Source organism: Olsenella sp. KH3B4, from assembly GCA_900111695.1.
In the GTDB taxonomy this organism is placed as follows: Bacteria; Actinomycetota; Coriobacteriia; order Coriobacteriales; family Atopobiaceae; genus Tractidigestivibacter.
The window spans coordinates 189,644-206,047 of the sequence record FOHD01000002.1 but is presented as its reverse complement, the minus strand read 5'-3'; the positions used below and the strand labels follow the sequence as shown (position 1 = coordinate 206,047).

At 57.1% G+C, this 16,404-nt stretch carries 12 protein-coding genes and 2 pseudogenes; 8 read left to right on the top strand and 6 right to left on the bottom strand.

What is annotated here, in order from left to right; genetic code table 11:
- Positions 1–62 precede the first annotated feature (62 nt).
- On the bottom strand, positions 63–2,186 hold the full coding sequence (locus BMX94_RS02850) for an efflux RND transporter permease subunit (protein WP_091003213.1): 2,124 nt from the start codon (positions 2,184–2,186) through the stop codon (positions 63–65).
- A gap of 180 nt (positions 2,187–2,366) precedes the next feature.
- On the opposite strand from BMX94_RS02850, the gene BMX94_RS02845 reads away from it, so the two are divergent.
- The gene (locus BMX94_RS02845; RefSeq protein WP_091003211.1) at positions 2,367–2,957 is read left to right on the top strand and encodes a TetR/AcrR family transcriptional regulator; all 591 of its coding nucleotides are present in this window, start codon (positions 2,367–2,369) and stop codon (positions 2,955–2,957) included.
- Between the two features lie 15 nt (positions 2,958–2,972).
- On the opposite strand, the gene BMX94_RS10720 is transcribed toward BMX94_RS02845, so the two are convergent.
- The 3 genes and pseudogenes from BMX94_RS10720 to BMX94_RS10715 all read right to left on the bottom strand — a co-directional run bounded on the left by BMX94_RS10720 (position 2,973) and on the right by BMX94_RS10715 (position 5,195).
- Positions 2,973–3,296 carry an ATP-binding cassette domain-containing protein gene (locus tag BMX94_RS10720; protein WP_286159993.1) on the bottom strand — a complete coding sequence of 108 codons (324 nt, stop codon included), beginning with the start codon at positions 3,294–3,296 and terminating at the stop codon, positions 2,973–2,975.
- Between the two features lie 31 nt (positions 3,297–3,327).
- Positions 3,328–4,143: pseudogene (locus BMX94_RS10820) on the bottom strand (ABC transporter ATP-binding protein); the annotation flags it as partial.
- A 44-nt stretch (positions 4,144–4,187) separates the two neighbouring features.
- Positions 4,188–5,195: pseudogene (locus BMX94_RS10715) on the bottom strand (FecCD family ABC transporter permease).
- A gap of 184 nt (positions 5,196–5,379) precedes the next feature.
- On the opposite strand from BMX94_RS10715, the gene BMX94_RS02825 reads away from it, so the two are divergent.
- A complete protein-coding gene (locus tag BMX94_RS02825) occupies positions 5,380–6,762 on the top strand; it encodes an alpha/beta hydrolase-fold protein (RefSeq protein WP_091003203.1) in 1,383 nt (460 codons plus the stop codon).
- A gap of 272 nt (positions 6,763–7,034) precedes the next feature.
- On the opposite strand, the gene BMX94_RS10590 is transcribed toward BMX94_RS02825, so the two are convergent.
- Entirely contained in the window at positions 7,035–7,208 is a 174-nt protein-coding gene (locus BMX94_RS10590; protein ID WP_177171300.1) for a hypothetical protein, read from the bottom strand.
- A gap of 298 nt (positions 7,209–7,506) precedes the next feature.
- On the opposite strand from BMX94_RS10590, the gene BMX94_RS02820 reads away from it, so the two are divergent.
- From BMX94_RS02820 to BMX94_RS02795, 6 genes are all read left to right on the top strand, one after another.
- Positions 7,507–10,536 carry a glycoside hydrolase family 3 C-terminal domain-containing protein gene (locus BMX94_RS02820; protein WP_286159999.1) on the top strand — a complete coding sequence of 1,010 codons (3,030 nt, stop codon included), beginning with the start codon at positions 7,507–7,509 and terminating at the stop codon, positions 10,534–10,536.
- Positions 10,537–10,654: 118 nt separating this feature from the next.
- Complete coding sequence (locus BMX94_RS02815; RefSeq protein WP_091003196.1) at positions 10,655–11,119, top strand: hypothetical protein; 465 nt, start codon at positions 10,655–10,657, stop codon at positions 11,117–11,119.
- Positions 11,120–11,230: 111 nt separating this feature from the next.
- The gene (locus BMX94_RS02810) at positions 11,231–11,947 is read left to right on the top strand and encodes a LytR/AlgR family response regulator transcription factor (protein ID WP_091003193.1); all 717 of its coding nucleotides are present in this window, start codon (positions 11,231–11,233) and stop codon (positions 11,945–11,947) included.
- A gap of 9 nt (positions 11,948–11,956) precedes the next feature.
- Positions 11,957–13,300 carry an ATP-binding protein gene (locus tag BMX94_RS02805; RefSeq protein ID WP_091003190.1) on the top strand — a complete coding sequence of 448 codons (1,344 nt, stop codon included), beginning with the start codon at positions 11,957–11,959 and terminating at the stop codon, positions 13,298–13,300.
- Positions 13,301–13,400: 100 nt separating this feature from the next.
- The gene (locus BMX94_RS02800; RefSeq protein WP_143052255.1) at positions 13,401–14,522 is read left to right on the top strand and encodes an alpha/beta hydrolase; all 1,122 of its coding nucleotides are present in this window, start codon (positions 13,401–13,403) and stop codon (positions 14,520–14,522) included.
- 12 nt (positions 14,523–14,534) lie between these two features.
- Positions 14,535–15,611, top strand: coding sequence for an alpha/beta hydrolase-fold protein (locus tag BMX94_RS02795; protein WP_143052254.1), 1,077 nt, complete (start codon positions 14,535–14,537; stop codon positions 15,609–15,611).
- Positions 15,612–15,771: 160 nt separating this feature from the next.
- On the opposite strand, the gene BMX94_RS02790 is transcribed toward BMX94_RS02795, so the two are convergent.
- Positions 15,772–16,386, bottom strand: coding sequence for a MurR/RpiR family transcriptional regulator (locus BMX94_RS02790; RefSeq protein WP_091003182.1), 615 nt, complete (start codon positions 16,384–16,386; stop codon positions 15,772–15,774).
- Positions 16,387–16,404: the final 18 nt, after the last annotated feature.

Sequence of the window (16,404 nt, the reverse complement as noted above, 5' to 3'; positions counted from 1 at the left end):
TCACTCCAAACGTCTGGGGCGGGCGGTGCCCGTCGCGTGGTCGATGCATGTCTTGTCCGCCTCTAGGCTGCGGGCGTGGTGGTGGGGGAGTCCGGCAGGGAGCTCTTCTCCTTGCCCTCCTGGTAGAAGCCAATCTTGTAGCTGGTGTGGCGCACAAAGCCGTCAAGCAGCTGGAAGAGCAGCGGCAGCACGAAGAAGATCTCGACAACAGAGATGAACGCGCCACGGGCGATGAGCTCGCCCACCTGCTGGATCATGGGGCTGGAGACGGCCACGGTGATGCCGATGCAGGCCAGGATAAGGATCGAGCTGGAGGTGATGATGGGCTGTGCGGTCTTCTCCACAGACTGGAATGCCGCGTCCTTCTTGTTCATGCGCTTTCGGCGCGCCAGGTATTCCTCGGTGAAGATGATGGCGTAGTCTACGGCGGCGCCCAGCTGCACGGCATCGATCACGAGGAAGGCCACAAAGTTGATGGTGTCGCCGGTGAAGTACGGCACGGCTTCGTTGATCCAGATGGAGACCTCGATGGCGCTCACCAGGATGATGGGGATCGAGATGCTCTTGAACATCACGAGAAGCACGGCGCCAATGGCAAGGATCGAGGCCATCTTGACGGTGGTGTTGTCCGTCGTGGTGACGGACTTGATGTCCGCGTAGCTCACCGCGTTGCCGGCAAGCTTGTAGTTGTCGCCGTAGTGCTCCTGGCAGATGTTGCGCACGGTGGTTACCAGGTCAAAGGCACCCTTTGACTCGTCGGGGATGTTCGAGGTGAGCACAATGCGGCTCCAGCCGCTGTTGAGCAGCTGCTTTACCTGGCTCTCGTCCGCAAGCTCGTGCGGCAGGGCGGAGCCGGCAATGGTTGAGTACGAGAGCACGCTCTTGGTCGTGGGGAGGGCCTTGAGCTCGTCTACCAGGGCGTTTTCCTCGGCCCAGTTGCCTTCGGGAACCATGATGGCCCAGGTCTGGGACTCGCCAAACGCCTTGTTGATGATGTCGCCGTCAATCTTGACCTGCGAGTCCTGCGCGATGTTTGCCGCAGAGCCATACGTGAAGCTCACGGCACCAGAAGCCCTGAGGGCGGGCACGGCAAGCACAATGGCGATGATCAGCGCGGGCACCGCACCGGCGCGGCACACCTTTGCCATGCGGTTGAAGGACTTGAAGAACGGTGCGTGTGAGGTCTTCTCAACGGCGTTGCGCATGTTGTACAGCAGGCAGGGCATGAAGAGCGTGATCGAGAAGAACGAGCACACGATGCCCTTGGCCAGCGCAATGCCCATGTCGGCGCCAATGAGGAACTGCATGGCGGCCAGCGAGAGGAAGCCAAAGAACGTTACGGCCGCGGAGGAGAGGATGACGGGGAACGACTTGGTCATGGCCATGACCATGGCCTCAAACTGGCCGTCCGTCTTCTCACGGTAGCGTCCAAAGTTGGTTAGCAGCACGATGGAGTAGTCCATCGAGACGGCCAGCTGCAGCACGCTTGCTACCAGTTGCGTGATGGAGGAGATGGTGCCGCGGAAGATGTTGGTGCCCATATTGAGCGCTATGGCCACACCAATGGTGAGCAGCATCACAACGGGGTGCAGGTAGCTCGTGGTGTTGAGAAGTACCATCACAAACACCACGATGACGGCGATGGTCATGATCTTGGCCATGTCGGTGTTGATCGTCGCCATGTTGGCGGCGTCGGACACGGCCGAGCCGTCGATGGCCACGGTCTGCGCGCCGGGGAGCGCCTGCGCCATCGAGCGGATGGAGTCTATCTCGGCCTGGTCCACGTCGCTCGTGAAGACGCACTGGTAGAGGTAGCCATCGCCGTCGTACCACTCCTTGACGGTGTCTGCGTTTGCAACCTCGATGGGCTTGTCGAGGTCCACCTCGTCACCGAGCCAAGTGACCGAGGTGACGCCTGGCTGGTTCTTGAGCTGCTCGTCAAACGAGGCGGCGTCCACCTGCGAGATGCCCGTCACGTAGATGCGGGCGTTGGTGATGTCGTTGCCGTAGATCGCCTTCATGTCGCTGAGGTCCTGCGAGGACTTTGCGCTGGTAGGCAGGTAGTCGCTCATGTTGGCATCGATCTTCACCTGCGGGATGCACGCCACGCTCAGGCAGGTGAGAATCACAAAGATCGTGATGACCAGCTTTCTGTGGCGGAGCACCCCACGAAAAAAGCGTTCCATCTGCTTGCTGCTCCTTTCGGGTATAAATCACTCAGCTGTACGTTGTTAGACACTTGGTGAATTTCTACCCGAATTCAATTCTCATGAAGGGAACTGAGGAACTTCGGGTCATCATGGGACCCATTTCGTTTGGACTTGTACACTAACTTCGTCATCTGTTGCACTTTGGAGGAGGCACTTATGGCAGAGAAGGGCATGAACAGGAACGCGCAGCGCTCCATTCGCCTGCTCAAGGAGGCGTTCATGGAGCTGCTTGCCGAGAAGCCCTATGAGAGCATCACGGTCTCCGACGTGGCGCGCAAGGCGGATCTCAACCGTGGCACGTTCTACGCGCACTTCGACAACGTGGACGACCTCATGAGGTCCGTTATGGCCGACACGGCAGACACCATCTCGGAGTTTCTTTCAAAGGCGATAGAGGCGGGCTTTCTCGAGGACCCGCTGCCCGTGCTCACGCAGGTGGGCGACTACCTTGACCAGAACAGGGAGCTCACGTGCAAGCTCGTCGAGTCGAGAAGCGTGGAGCCCTTCCTTCTTGCGCTGGAGAACCGCTTCCGCGAGTGGGTGCAGCAGCGCATTCCGGCAAACACACCGCAGGAGAAGCGCGCGAGCGCCCTTCTCACCGACTACCTTGCCGGGGGTGTGCTGCACACGTATAGGTCATGGCTTGTGGGGGACTACCCCGGCGTTGAGATCGATGAGGTCAATAAGTACCTGAGCGACTTCGTGCGCTCAACGGGAATGTGCCTCGCGGACTTGAAGCTGGGTTAAACCGCGGGCGAGCCCCTAGCGGCCTTGGGGGCGTAAGCCCGGTACGCAGACGCGTTGCTCGCACCAACCCACGCCGCCGGCGACGCGGGCCACGTGGACGGGTGTTCGGTAGACCTGGCTGAGAACCGCGTCGGTAAGAACGCTGTCTGGTGTTCCCTCGGCCGTAACCAGGCCATTCTCCACGAGCACAACCCTGTCGGCAAAGGCAAGCGCGTGGTCCGGGTCGTGTGTGACCATCAGCACCGCCATGCCGTCGCGTGCCAGCTCCCGAGCCTGCGTGAGCACGTGAAGCTGGTTGCCAAAGTCGAGACTTGCCGTGGGTTCGTCCATCACCAGCACGCGCGGTTCTTGAGCGAGGGCGCGCGATGAGCACGAGCTGGCGCTGCCCGCCGGAAAGCTGCGTGAACGGTCGCTCGGCGATGCCCAGGATGCCCATGCGCGCCATGGCGTTGCGGGCGGCCTTCTCGTCCCGTGTCCCCGGGACCTGCGAGCCCCGCAGGTGCGGGGTGCGCCCGAGCATGACCACGTCCTGCACGAGGTAGGGAAAGGGCGGCTCGCTTGCCTGCGGCACGTAGGCAAAGATGCGCGCTCGCGCAAGGTCAGAGAGGCCCAGCGTGGAGGCGCCTTCTACCAGGACGTCTCCCTCTGTTGGGGCGACTAGGCCCAGAATCGCGCGGAGTGTGGTGGTCTTGCCACTGCCGTTTGCGCCCAGGATGCACGCCAGCTCGCCCGCGTGCGCCACGTCGCCGAAGGCAAAGTCGCAGCCGCGCTGGCGGCAGAAGGCGCCCGCCGTGCGCGGCGCGGCGTCGAGCAGGGGCGCGCCGGGGTCCTTCTCGTCCAGCGTTGGCGCCTTGGGGAAGTGAACCCCTTCGATGGGAATCACAGAGTCGAAGCCCGCCGGCATGGCCGTCCCGGTGTTTGCCCAGCCAAAGTCCCGGCCAGGCCTCCAAAGAGAGGTGTCCGGTATGCCGTCCACGAAGTCCGCAGAGCGCACGGCAATGCCGTCCATCTGGGCGCACGTGGCGTTGGGTACGTCGGTAGCCGCCCGACAGTCTGCGGCGCAGACGCGCCCCCATGCGTCGCGAATGCCCACGAGTTCCGTTGCGGATGCGGTGCCCATATGCGTGAGCAGCGCATCGATGGCCTGCTCCCTTGTGAGTGTGACGTGTGCGGAGTGGTCCCTCATGGCCTTTCTCCCCTCGTGCGGCGGCTGGGAAGTCTGGCCGCCGTTTAGTAGGCCCGCCGCTGGTTGCGGGCAAGCATGTAGACAAAGAGCGGCGCGCCGACAAGTGCGGTGAGCACGCCAACGGGAAGCTCGCCCGGCACCAGGACGCGCGCCACGTCGTCGACGGCAAGCATGAAGCAGGCGTCGGTGAGAAGGCACGCGGGAATGAGCGAGCGGTAGTCCGGACCGGTCGCAAGCCTCACGATGTGGGGAATCACGAGGCCCACCCAGCCGATGACGCCGCAGAAGCACACCGAGACGGCCGTCATGAGCGTGGAGGCACCAATCACCAACAGGCGGCAGCGACGCACGTCGACGCCGAGCGAGCGCGCCTCCTCGTCGCCAAACGAGAGCGCGTTGAGACGCCAGCGAAGTGCCAGCAGCGTGACGGAGCCAACCGCCAGCACGCCTGCCATGATGAGCACGTTCAGCGCGTTGCCGGACCTCGCGAAACTGCCCATGAGTCAGTAGGTGATGGCAGGCAGCGTGTTGTCGGGATCGGCGATGTACTTCACCAGCGAGAGAACCGCCTGGCCAAGCGAGCCAATGACCACGCCCGAGAGGATCATCACCAGCGTCGCGTCGGCGGACCTTCTCGTTGCCACGTGGGAGACGAGAAGTACCAGCGCCACGGCGCCAATGCCAAACGCGAAGGACATCGCGTGCACCACCACGGTGGGGAAACCCCAGAGGAGCCCCAGCGCAACGCCCACGCTTGCGGCATTGCTCACGCCCAGGATGTCCGGGCTCACCATGGGATTTCGAAATATGCCCTGGTAGGCGGCACCGGACACAGCAAGCGCTGCTCCCACGGCGCAGGCTAGAAGCACGCGAGGGATGCGGATGGAGAAGAGCACCGCCACAGAGCGCGAGGTCTCGGCGTCCGCGATGGAGCCGGCAACAAACGCCCGTATCGTCGAGAGGAGCTGCTCGGCCGTCATGCTGTAGGTGCCCACGGTAAACGAGACAAACGCGAGGACTACCAGGAGCGCGGCGAGGCAGGCAACGGCCACGCGCCTGCCCGCCGGCCCCAACTCCCCGCTCGCCGGTCATCATAACAATACCTAACGCTTTGGGGGGACGGGACGTTTGGCGAGCGGCTTGGACCGCCGTTCGGCACGTGGGCGGCAATGGCGTTTGGCTCACCGGCCGCAATGGCGCAAAATGGAGGCATCGGGAACGCGAGACGGAGGCAACATGGAGACCAAGGACTTCACCCTGCACCGCGATGGTGTCGACGGAGATTTTGACGTGACGCTGTACGGCACTGCCGGCCGGCCGGTTATCGTGTTTCCGGAGGGCAATTCCTCATGCGCAAGCTGGGAGGATGGCGGTATGGTCGACGCGCTGGCCGGGCTCATTGACGCCGGGCGCGTGCGGCTCTTCTGCGTGGACTCCGCCGACGGGGCCAGCTGGTATGCGGGCTTTGCTCCCACCGACTACCGACTTGCGAGCCTTGGCGGTTACTTCGACCTGGTCGAGAACGAGCTTGTCCAGCTGGTGAGCGACGAGGCGCCAGGCGCCGGGGCCCCCATTGTCGCCGGCGCGGGAATCGGTGCCCTCAACGCGACCATCGCCATGCTGCGTCGACCCAAACTCTATGGCGGACTCCTCGCGCTCTCTGGCACCTATGACGCCGCGTGGGTGGTGGGCGACGCCATGAACGACGGATGGCGTGCTTTCTCGCCCGTTGACCTCGCGCGGGGACTTGGCGACAATCCGCTTCTGGTAGAGGGGCTGTCCGGCTCTCAGCTTGCGTTTGTGTGCGGGACGGGTGCTGGCGAGGAGGGCGGCGAGACCCAGCGCACGCTTCAGGGCGAGCTCGCGTCTGCTGGCGTTGCCGCCACGTTTGAGTACTGGGGTGCCGACGTTGACCATAGCTGGGGCTGGTGGCAGGAGGAAGCTCGTCAGCTGCTTCCGTGCCTGGTCGAGGAGGGCGGGCTGCAGCGCAGACACGCTGCCTCTGTTGTGGGAGATGCGCGGGCAGCTGCTCAGAGCGCCAGCGCGGCTTTTGCTGATGCAGGAAAGAGGCTTGAGCAGGCCAAGGAGCACCTCGCCAAGGCGCGCGACGTGCTTGCTGCCGCCGAGGAGCGCACCAAGGCAGAGCAGCAGTCCGTTGCCGAGCACGAAAGCGAGGCCGAGCGTCTCTCGGCGCTTGCGCGGGATGCGTGGGCCGAGAAGGACCGCATTGCCGCGTTGCTCGAGGATGCCATCCGCAAGGGCAACGAGGCCCAGGTGGAAGCCGACAAGGCGGCCGCCGAGCTTGCCTCGGCGCAGTGGATTGCCGGTGAGGCCGAGGCGGCGGTAGCCAGTGCGAAGTCCGAGTGTGTCGCGGCTGAGAGCGATGTTGCGCAGGCAAAGGAGGCTGTCGAGGCAACGCGCGAGCGCGAGGCAGCGGCAAAGGCCAAGCTGCAATCCGTGCTTGACGAGGCGGCAGCAAAGCCTGCGGCAGCGAAGCCCGCGTCAGCGAAGAAGCCGGCGACAAGGAAGAAGCCTGCGGCAGCGAAGAAGCCCACAACCGGCACCAAGCGCACTTCTCGCACGCGCAAGTCCTCCGGTGGCCAAGGGTCCTCGCGCTAGGTAACAACAGTGACGCGTGCTCTCTCCGTTTAACCCTTCCTACATGGCGAAATCCGGCGTCGAAGGGTGGGGTGCCGCATTTATCGGACGGTTAGAGGACCCTAACCGTCCGATAAATACCTAACCGTCCAAAATCTCGGAGTTCTTATCGCAATGTGTGCAATTTGGTATTCAAGCGACTGAAAAGCCCAGTTTGCTACTATCTGCCGCCATCAAATCGTACACATTCAGAACCCCGCCACGCTGCACCCAAAAATGCTGCAGCTGTATCCCTACGGCAGCGAGTCAAACGTGCGTGCGTACTGGGCGAACAGCCGGTCGAAGAAGTACGTGACCCCAAAGGTGGCATAGATTCGGTGGAGCGACGAGCCCTCACTTGCGTCCCTACCAAATGCCAGCACGTCATCGAAGACGGCGTGCAGCGCCGCATCCTCGCTGGCCGTCACGATGACCTTGTAGGCGCGGCACCGCCCGATGACCGCTCGCTGCCTGCGGGCAAAAACGAAGGGGCAGCTTCAGGCTGTCACGTGTTCATTTCAGGCCCGTATCCCTACAGTTCCTGCCAGTGTGGTTGGGATGTATTGGCCTTCTTTATAACCTTTCCCAAAGCAATATATACGCGTTTTTCGAGGTAGACCAAGTCGTGTGGTGCTGGTTGCCCGGATGGCTTTCATGTCATCGCAGTGCTGCGGTTGTTCCCGAAACGCGTTTACCCACTGACAAGGAGGGAGAAGAAGCGTGAAGATGGGAAAGGGCAGAGCGGAGAAGAATATAGTCTTACCGGCTTCGAAGCCCAAGGGAAAGAGGAGGGGAAAAGTCTCAGTCGTTCTCGGTGGGGCGTTTCTTGTTCTTGCGGCTTTGGTATTCGTGGGTACGAGCATGTTCTCTGGTGTGCTCGACGCCTATGTTGGTCGCGGGCAAATGACAGTTTCGCACAAGCCAGGCTCCGAGAACTGGGATACCGCCTACTACAAGAATGACTATGCCTCTGGGGATGAGGCGACAAGTGCGGCACGTGAAGTTACCCGAAAGATTGCTGAGGAGGGTATCACACTCCTCAAAAACAATGATGGTACGCTGCCCATCAAGGGCGACAGCCCAAAGGTAACCCTGCTTGGTCGTCGAAGCGTAGACACCATTATTGGCGGTACGGGGTCTGGTTCCGGCGACGCTTCGCAGGCAACGAGTTTGGTTGATGCTCTCACAAACGAGGGCTTCCAGGTGAACACCACCGTTACCGACATGTATTCGGCCAATCTCGACAGCGTTCCGACGGCAAATAACCAGATGGATGACCCGTCAAAGCAGACTTATTACATTGGCGAGTTTCCCCAGTCCTATTATTCGGGAGAGGTTCTTTCGAGCTTCGCTGACTACAACGACGCAGCGATTGTGGTTCTAGGTCGTCAGGGTGGCGAAGGCGTTGATTTCTCTACGAATCTTAAATCCACGCTTGACGGGTCAACTGCCATGGACTCTTCGATAGCTGAGGTAGCTAACTACGAAGACGGACAGCACCAGCTTGAGCTTAGCAAGGAAGAAATAGATCTTATCCAGCTTGCTGAGTCCCACTTTGACAAGGTGGTTGTGGTTATCAACTCAGCAAATGTTATGGAATTGGGAGACCTTCAGAATGACCCCCGGATCTCTGCAATTGTGTGGATGAGCTACCCCGGTTCGACGGGAACCGAGGCTCTGGCCGAAATTCTCAAGGGCGAGATCAACCCCTCTGGGCATACTGTTGATACTTGGGCCGCTGACCTTACTGCTGATCCAACGTTTCCTAACACCAACTCTCGCAAGTACAGTAACGTAGACAAGAGCAATGCTCTTGGCGATGCCTATACCGTTGACTATGAGGAAGGCATTTACGTTGGCTACAGGTACTACGAGACCGCTTACGCCGACGGGGCAATTGATTATGACTCAGCAGTTGTGTATCCCTTTGGATATGGGCTCTCGTATACTACGTTTGACCAGGAGCTAAAGTCCTGTGATGTTTCCGATGGGAAAGTGAACGCCACGGTGACAGTTACCAACACTGGTGATGTTGCCGGACGTGACGCCGTTCAGGTGTATTACTCTGCTCCATATGACGGCACGGTTGAGAAGAGCGCCGTGGTGCTTGGCGGATTCGGAAAGACAAAGCTCCTCGAGCCCGGCGAATCCGAGGACGTTACGGTCAGCTGGAATGTGGACGAAATGGCCTCTTATGACTATAAGGATGCTGGCTGCTATGTCCTGGACGCTGGAGATTACGTTATCAGCGTGCGCAAGAATGCTCACGAGGTCTATGGTGAGAACTGCACCTATACGTACAACGTCCCCGAGAAAGTTATTTACGACTCCTCGAATCCTCGTCCTACTGAGATAGAGGACCAAACCGGTGACGCTGTCAACATGAGCGAGGACTATAAGTCATCGCACGAGGTTGTTGCAGCTACAAATCGTTTTGACAACGTAAGCTCGCATTTTGTGGACTACAGTAACCCTAAAGAAGGTAAGGCTGTAAACCTCACGCGCTCCAATTTCTCTGGCTCTTGGCCAACTTCACCGACGGCAGCAGATCTTACTGCTTCCGATGAGGTCATCAGCGCATTTGGCAAGTACACTCCTGATTACTACGACTCATCGGATTCCAAGCCAACGACTGAAGCCTCCAATGGACTCTCTGTGGTGGGCATGCGTGGTCTTACCTATGACGATCCCAAATGGGATGAGTTGCTTGATCAGCTGAGCGTCAAGGATATGGTGGCATATATCTCCGGTGGCAACCAGGGTACTCCCGCAATAGCCAGCGTGAATCTCCCCGCATCAAAAGCAACCGATGGACCTGCCGGCCTTAAGCAGTATGGTGGCGTGGGAATGTCGACTACCGGTAACTTTAACTGCTCCTCTACCCTTACAGCTGCCACCTTCAATGTTGAGCTCGCCCAGGAATATGGCGTTGCAGTTGGCAATGAGGCGCTTGCTGGCTCGGAGAACGGCTGGTATGCCCCTGGCTGCAATATTCATCGCAGCGCATTCTCGGGGCGCAATTTCGAGTACTACTCCGAAGACCCAGTGCTTTCCGGCACTATCTGTGCTGGCACCATCCAGGGGGCTGCGACGAAGGGCGTCACCTGCTACATGAAGCACTTTGCGCTAAATGACGAAGAGCTTCACCGCACCAACAATGGCTTTTGTGTTTGGGCAAACGAGCAAGCAATGCGAGAGATTTATCTTAAGGCATTCCAAATTGCTGTGGAGATGCCTGTGGTTGAAGAGAGCTATCTTGACGAGCAGGGCAATACCCAGACTAAGACTATCCGTGCAACTACGGGAATAATGAGCTCCTTTAACCGCATTGGTGACACGTGGACTGGCGGTTGCGACGAACTTCTGAAGGGTGTTCTACGCGACGAATGGGGATTTGAGGGCACCGTTATTACCGACTACAACTCCTCCGATTTCATGAACATGGAGGAAGGTGTCTCGTCAGGAAACGATCTCATGCTGGCAAACACGGCCACCCTCCCTTCAAAGTTCAAGGATCAGTCTAACCCCTCGTCCATCAAGGCTATGAGGGCAGCAATGAAAAATTGCCTGTATACCCAGGCAAACTCAAACACCGTCAACGAAACCTCAGCGGGCGACCAGATTGTCTACGCGCTCTCGACTTGGCAAATTGCTGCATATGTTGTTGAGGCAGTCCTTGGTGTTTCCGGTATCGCCCTCGTTGCTCACGGCATTCTTTCACGCAGAAAGAACAAGACCGAGGCAAAGGCTAAGTAGGTATCTCACCCAGTGGTTTCCCTGTGATTTTGAGGGAGGTGTGGGAGGCGATTGGGAATCCGGTTGGGTTTAGCTCTGCATGATGAATCATGTTTCAACGATTGATTGGAAGAGAAAAATGAAGTTTGGAAAGAAGCTTGCGCCAGTCGTCCTCGCCGGTGTCCTTGCTGCTTCAGTTGGTCTCGCTGGTTGCTCGAACAGCTCTGGCCCATCCTATACCACCTACACTGCCAACTCTGCTCAGCAAACCCCAGGCTATGAGGGTGACTGCTGGGATGCGTTTGTCGACCAGCTTATTCTTAACTCGGACGGAACCTACACTATGGTCGACGGCGACTACATCGTCCAGCAGTCGGGTGTAGTTGTTATGTACACCACCGTAAACTACCAAGGCACATACAAGGCTGGTGATAAGGATTCAGATGGCATCCAGAAGGTGACTCTGTCCGCTCCAACCGAGGGCACTGAGGTTGCGGCTGGCTCGCCCACCACTTCGAAGGATGATCCATCGATCCTCGAGGATTACGGGGAGCAGACCGTGAGTGTCAATACGACGAACGGCACCTTCACCTACGACGAGTAGGACAAGTAGGCTCGGGGGGTCCGGGGGCGATGTCGCAGGTCGGCATCGCCCCCCTGTGCGTTGTGCATGGGAGACATGGCGTACTGCAGCGGGGGGGAGGAGTAAGGAGACATGCTGAGGATTGCGATTATCGAGGATGAACAGGACTCCATAAGGCGACTGCAGGACGTTCTTGAGCGCTATGGTGAAGATGCGTCATTGGAGTTTGACGTGCGCATGTTTGCGAATCCGATTCGCTTCCTGGACGGATACCGTGCGGATTATGACATTGTGTTTCTCGACATCGACATGCCTGGGATGAACGGTATGGATGCGGCACGGGAATTGCGCAAGATGGACGAGGAGGTTGCCCTGGTTTTTGTGACCAACTTGGCACGCTTCGCCGCAAACGGCTATGAAGTAAATGCCTTGGATTTCATCGTTAAGCCTGTTGAGTACGACCTGTTCAAGGTGAAGCTCGATAGGGTACTACGCTTTGTCGAACGAGATCGGGTGCGCAAGGTGATGGTGAAGACCAGCGACGGGATTCGTATAGTTCGTCTGGAGTCTCTCAGGTTTGTCGAGGTCTCGGCCCACTATTTGTTTTTCCATACCGATGACGGCATTTTCAAGGCGCGGGGCTCGCTCAAGGAAGTGGAGAGTCAACTCTCAGATGCTTCCTTTGTGCTTTGCAACAAGTGCTACCTAATCAATCTCGCTCGTGTCCAGGCAATGGGGAAGCAAGACATTAATGTTGGTGGAGAGGTCATTCAGGTGAGCAGATTAAAGCGAAACGAGGTCCTAGCAGCGCTTAATGACTATTACGGCGGACGGCATTTAAACTCATAGGAGGACGCAATGCAGGTATTCACCGGCATCGCAATCATGCTCGGTGCGCTGTTGTATTGCAGGGGTCTCGAGCATAAATCGCATTATGTAGTGCGTTTCGTTGGATCTATGGTGGTCGTGCTAGTGATCTCCTTTGTCATCGAGAGAGTGCTACGGCAGATCGATACAGGTGCGCCCATCACATACACCCTTCTTGCTGGACTGATTGGCTATACCATCCTCTCGATAGTCGCGATGCTACCGCTATTTGTATGCTACATGGCTCCTGCGCATACGTTATGGTTTGTCGGAATAGCTGGCTTTACGACAAAGAGCCTTGCATCATGTCTCAACCTCGGAGTATCGCTCCTGAACCCGGAGGTGCTCAATGTGGCAATTTCTGCAGGGATGAGTGAGAATCACTTTCCCGTTGGGTTTGCGATGCTAAACCTCTTGGGTTCATTTCTGCTTGTCTATGCAATTTGCTATCGGACATTTGCCCATCATTTCCAGGTGAATGGGACAGAAATCGTGAAACGGTCATCAATACGCTTTCTAATCATATGTTCTCTAGCGATTAACGTCTGGGCAGACATCGTCTGGGGGGTCCTTGTACATTCCGAGGGGATTATCGGAGATATGGTGTACTGTGCGCTCATTATCTTGTCCGACATTCTGCTGCTCCTTCTTCTTTTTGGAATGTTTTCCGAGAGTCAAACCGAGCGTGAGCTTGAGGTGGTTCGGACGCTCTGGGACCAGGCTTGTCAACAGTACGAGCTCGAACGGACAACCATCGAGGCTATCAACTGCAAGTGCCATGATCTCAAACACCGGTTGCTCCAGGTTCAGTCAAGAAATGACGGAGCGGTTGACTTGTCGGATATCGCTGACAGCGTTGCAATCTATGATTCGTCGATTAACACTGGCTCCGAACCATTGGATGTTGTCCTGACCTCAAAGAGTCTCTATTGTCAGCACAACTGCATCCAACTTGCTTGCATTGCCGATGGATCCTGTCTCTCGTTCATGGACGTTTCCGACCTATATGTCCTCTTTGGCAACCTCCTCGATAACGCTATTGAAGCCGCGTTAGGTGTAGATGACCTTGGAAGACGCTATGTGCGAGTGAGCGTAAACCGGCATGGTTGCATGGTTTATATCGAGGTGGAGAATTGCTTCAATGGACAAGTGAGCTTTTCAAATGACCTACCTGTGACAACTAAGGCTGACAAGTCGAACCATGGGTACGGTACCCTCTCCATCACTCAGATCGTTCAGAAGTACGATGGCTCACTGAGCTTCTTGGCAAAAGACGGTGTCTTTACGGTATCAATGGTTATTCCGGTGCAGTCCGCCCCATCATCGCGTGCATGAAACACGACAGTTCGTGCCATGTGGATTGTCGTCCTTCCCCTCTCGGAAATACAGTCGTGTTATTGGCTGGGAAACGGTTTTCATAGATTGGAGAGAGGGCATGTTTGATGGCGTGAGCAGGAGGGGCTTTCTCAAATTAAGTGGGGCTGCGGCAATTGCGGGAATCGGGGCGACACTCTCTGGGTGTGGCGGAGGACAAGCCCAGAGCAAGATGCCGGAAGCCTCTTCGGCAGGCGCGGAGGCTTCCACCGAGAAGACGAGCTACAGCTTCGATGGCAATGACTTTGTCATGAAGCTTAAAAATGGCGAGAAGCTCTATACGGAGTGCGACCAAAAGGGTACGGTCGAGGAGATTTACTACGACACTCACGCCTATGCCGTCGAGAAGATTACTGGCGAGTCGAATATCCCCATGCAAAAGCGCATGTTTGCCTACCTTCCATATGGATATGACCCCTCAAAGCAATACAACGTGCTTTACCTCATGCATGGGGGTGGGGAGTCCGAGATATATTGGCTCACGTCCCAGGATGGCAAGCCAGGCCAGTCAACCTGCAACCTGCTTGATAACCTCGTGAAGGAAGGCAAGTGTGCCGACACCATTGTGGTGTCTCCTACGTTCAATGCTACTCCCGAAGGCTACGAGGACGTCGTCGCTGATTATTTGGGATATGACAAGGACGGTGGGAAGCCCTCGGGAGATTCGGAGCCTAAGGAGGGCGATCCAGAGATTGCTTTTCAGGTCGCTTTTGCTGATGAGCTGAGAAATGAGGTCATTCCCACGATTGAGTCCAGGTACTCAACATTTGCCGGTGGGGATGTAAGCGATGAGAACCTCGTGGCGACTAGGGATCACCGTGGGTTTGCAGGCTTTTCGATGGGTTCTTGCACGACGTTTCATGCCGGAATCATGCATAACCTTGACTGCATAGGTTACTTTGGCAATTTTTCGGGAGGCCTAGCCGATTCGGATGAGCTTGCCGGAGCGATTCTGCAGACTTTCTCGCCCTATGATTTGAAGTTCTGGTACAACGGCAATGGCTCTGCTGACATTGCTCACGACGAGCACAAAGGACTCCTTGACGCTACTCTTCCTAAGCTGGGCGACAAGGTAAAAGACGCCGAGAACTACGCATGGGTGGAGTTCAAGGGCGGAACGCACTCCTTCAACTGTTGGATTCTCCATCTGTACAACTGCATGCTTGTGTTCTTCAAGAAATAGGTGATTGTTTTGATGAGCAATGTGTTCTCTCGTCGTACGTTCCTTGCGGGTCTTGGCGCTACGTCAACGGCAGCATTACTTGCTGGATGTGGAAGTAGCCAGCAACCCCAGACGGATTCTTCGTCTACTACAGCGGATGAATCTGCTGGGAAAAGTGAGGGTTCAAGTGGCGAACAAACTGATTACAAGTACGACTTTGTCACTAAATTAAAGAAGTCCGAGAAGCTCTATGCGGATGCAAGCGCAACGCCCGGTAGCGTTGAGAGCATGACGTATACCTGCCCTTCGTATACGATTGAGGCAGTGGACGGCATAACCGGGACCTCGGTTAATAAAACGCTCTACGTTTACCTTCCCAACGGGTACGATTCCTCCAAGCAGTATGACATTATGTATCTCCTGCATGGCACTGGCGATAACGAAGGGTATTGGCTTACTAGCGACGGCCTCAACAAAGGCGCGAGTACGTGCAATCTCTTGGATATGATGCACGACAAGGCACTATGCCCGGATACGATCATTGTCACTCCCTGTTATTACTCAATTCCTGATGGCTATACCATCAATACTGCTCTCGAGGGTGGAGATGACCCTTATGCCGACGAATGGCCCATGTATTTCTGGCAGGAACTGAGAAATGACATTATCCCCTTGGTTGAGGCAAAGTATTCGACCTACGCTGGTGGCGACGTATCCGAGGACAGCTTGAGAGCTTCACGCAATCATCGTGCGTTCTCCGGTCTTTCTAGGGGTTCGATGACCTCAATCAATTCCGCTATGATGCACTGCCTTGACTATTTCTCCTGGATCGGTTCCTACTCTGGCGCTTGGGCAGATTTCGACACTTTCAAGTCAACACTGGACGGGGAGTATGCCGACTATCCCGTAAAGTTCTGGTACAACGGCAACGGGACTGCGGATTTCTCTCTCGACAATCATCAGGAGTTTGTTGGGAAAGCCCTGGAGCAAATGCCTGATCGTTTCAGAGACGGTGATAACTACGCATGGGTGTGCTTTGACGGTGGAACACATTCATATAATTGCTGGATTCTTGATCTGTACAACTCCTTGCTGGCTTTTTTCCAGTGATTTGATGTGAGCGTATTTGCTTTCCCCTTTTCCAGTAGCATGTCCCTTCCCCCCCGGCCCCCATCGCTACGATGGGGGCCACCCTATTTCTAGGGGCAATTGCCACGTAGCACTTGGAGCTTGCGCGGCCTTTTCAACTTCACGCAACAGCGCTGTATCCCTACAGCAGCGGGTCAAACGCGCGTGCGTACTGGGCGAACAGCCGGTCGAAGAAGTACGTGACCCCAAAGGTGGCATAGATTCGGTGGAGCGACGAGCCCTCACTTGCGTCCCTACCAAATGCCAGCACGTCATCGAAGATGGCGTGCAGCGCCGCATCCTCGCTGGCCGTCACGATGACCTTGTAGGCGTGGCACCGTTCAATGACCGAGCGCTGCCTGCGGGCGAAGCCGTTCGAAGTGGTCACAACAATGAGCAGGTCGTTGGGGGTGAGGGCGTCGAGCAGCGCAGTGCTGGGCGAATCTTCGGGAACCAGGTGGACGGTCTTGTCCTCCACAAGCATGGCTTGCTGAAACTCGCGCAGAGCCAGCGTCGATGACTCCGTCGAGAAGACCACGATGCGTCCGCACGTATTGAGCGAGTTCACGATTGGGAGCAGCCCGCCTCTGGCGACAAGCCCATCTATCTCGGTATATATGGCGTCGAGGTCCCTATGCAGGTTGCGGTGCTCGTCCCTCTCGGCCCACGCGTAGACAAGGTAGTGACGGCGCAGGGCGTTGAACTCGTCGTCGGAGAGTTCGCCCGCCTCCTTGATGTGGAAGCCAATCTCGCTCATGCTACCTCCCGCTGGCTG

Bases quoted from the DNA above. Each gene is read 5' to 3' on its own strand.
- BMX94_RS02845 (WP_091003211.1), top strand. From the start codon at position 2,367: ATGGCAGAGAAGGGCATGAACAGGAACGCGCAGCGCTCCATTCGCCTG.
- BMX94_RS02805 (WP_091003190.1), top strand. From the start codon at position 11,957: ATGCAGGTATTCACCGGCATCGCAATCATGCTCGGTGCGCTGTTGTAT.
- BMX94_RS02815 (WP_091003196.1), top strand. From the start codon at position 10,655: ATGAAGTTTGGAAAGAAGCTTGCGCCAGTCGTCCTCGCCGGTGTCCTT.
- BMX94_RS02800 (WP_143052255.1), top strand. From the start codon at position 13,401: ATGTTTGATGGCGTGAGCAGGAGGGGCTTTCTCAAATTAAGTGGGGCT.
- BMX94_RS02795 (WP_143052254.1), top strand. From the start codon at position 14,535: ATGAGCAATGTGTTCTCTCGTCGTACGTTCCTTGCGGGTCTTGGCGCT.
- BMX94_RS02825 (WP_091003203.1), top strand. From the start codon at position 5,380: ATGGAGACCAAGGACTTCACCCTGCACCGCGATGGTGTCGACGGAGAT.
- BMX94_RS02810 (WP_091003193.1), top strand. From the start codon at position 11,231: ATGCTGAGGATTGCGATTATCGAGGATGAACAGGACTCCATAAGGCGA.
- BMX94_RS02790 (WP_091003182.1), bottom strand. From the start codon at position 16,386: ATGAGCGAGATTGGCTTCCACATCAAGGAGGCGGGCGAACTCTCCGAC.
- BMX94_RS02820 (WP_286159999.1), top strand. From the start codon at position 7,507: ATGGGAAAGGGCAGAGCGGAGAAGAATATAGTCTTACCGGCTTCGAAG.
- BMX94_RS02850 (WP_091003213.1), bottom strand. From the start codon at position 2,186: ATGGAACGCTTTTTTCGTGGGGTGCTCCGCCACAGAAAGCTGGTCATC.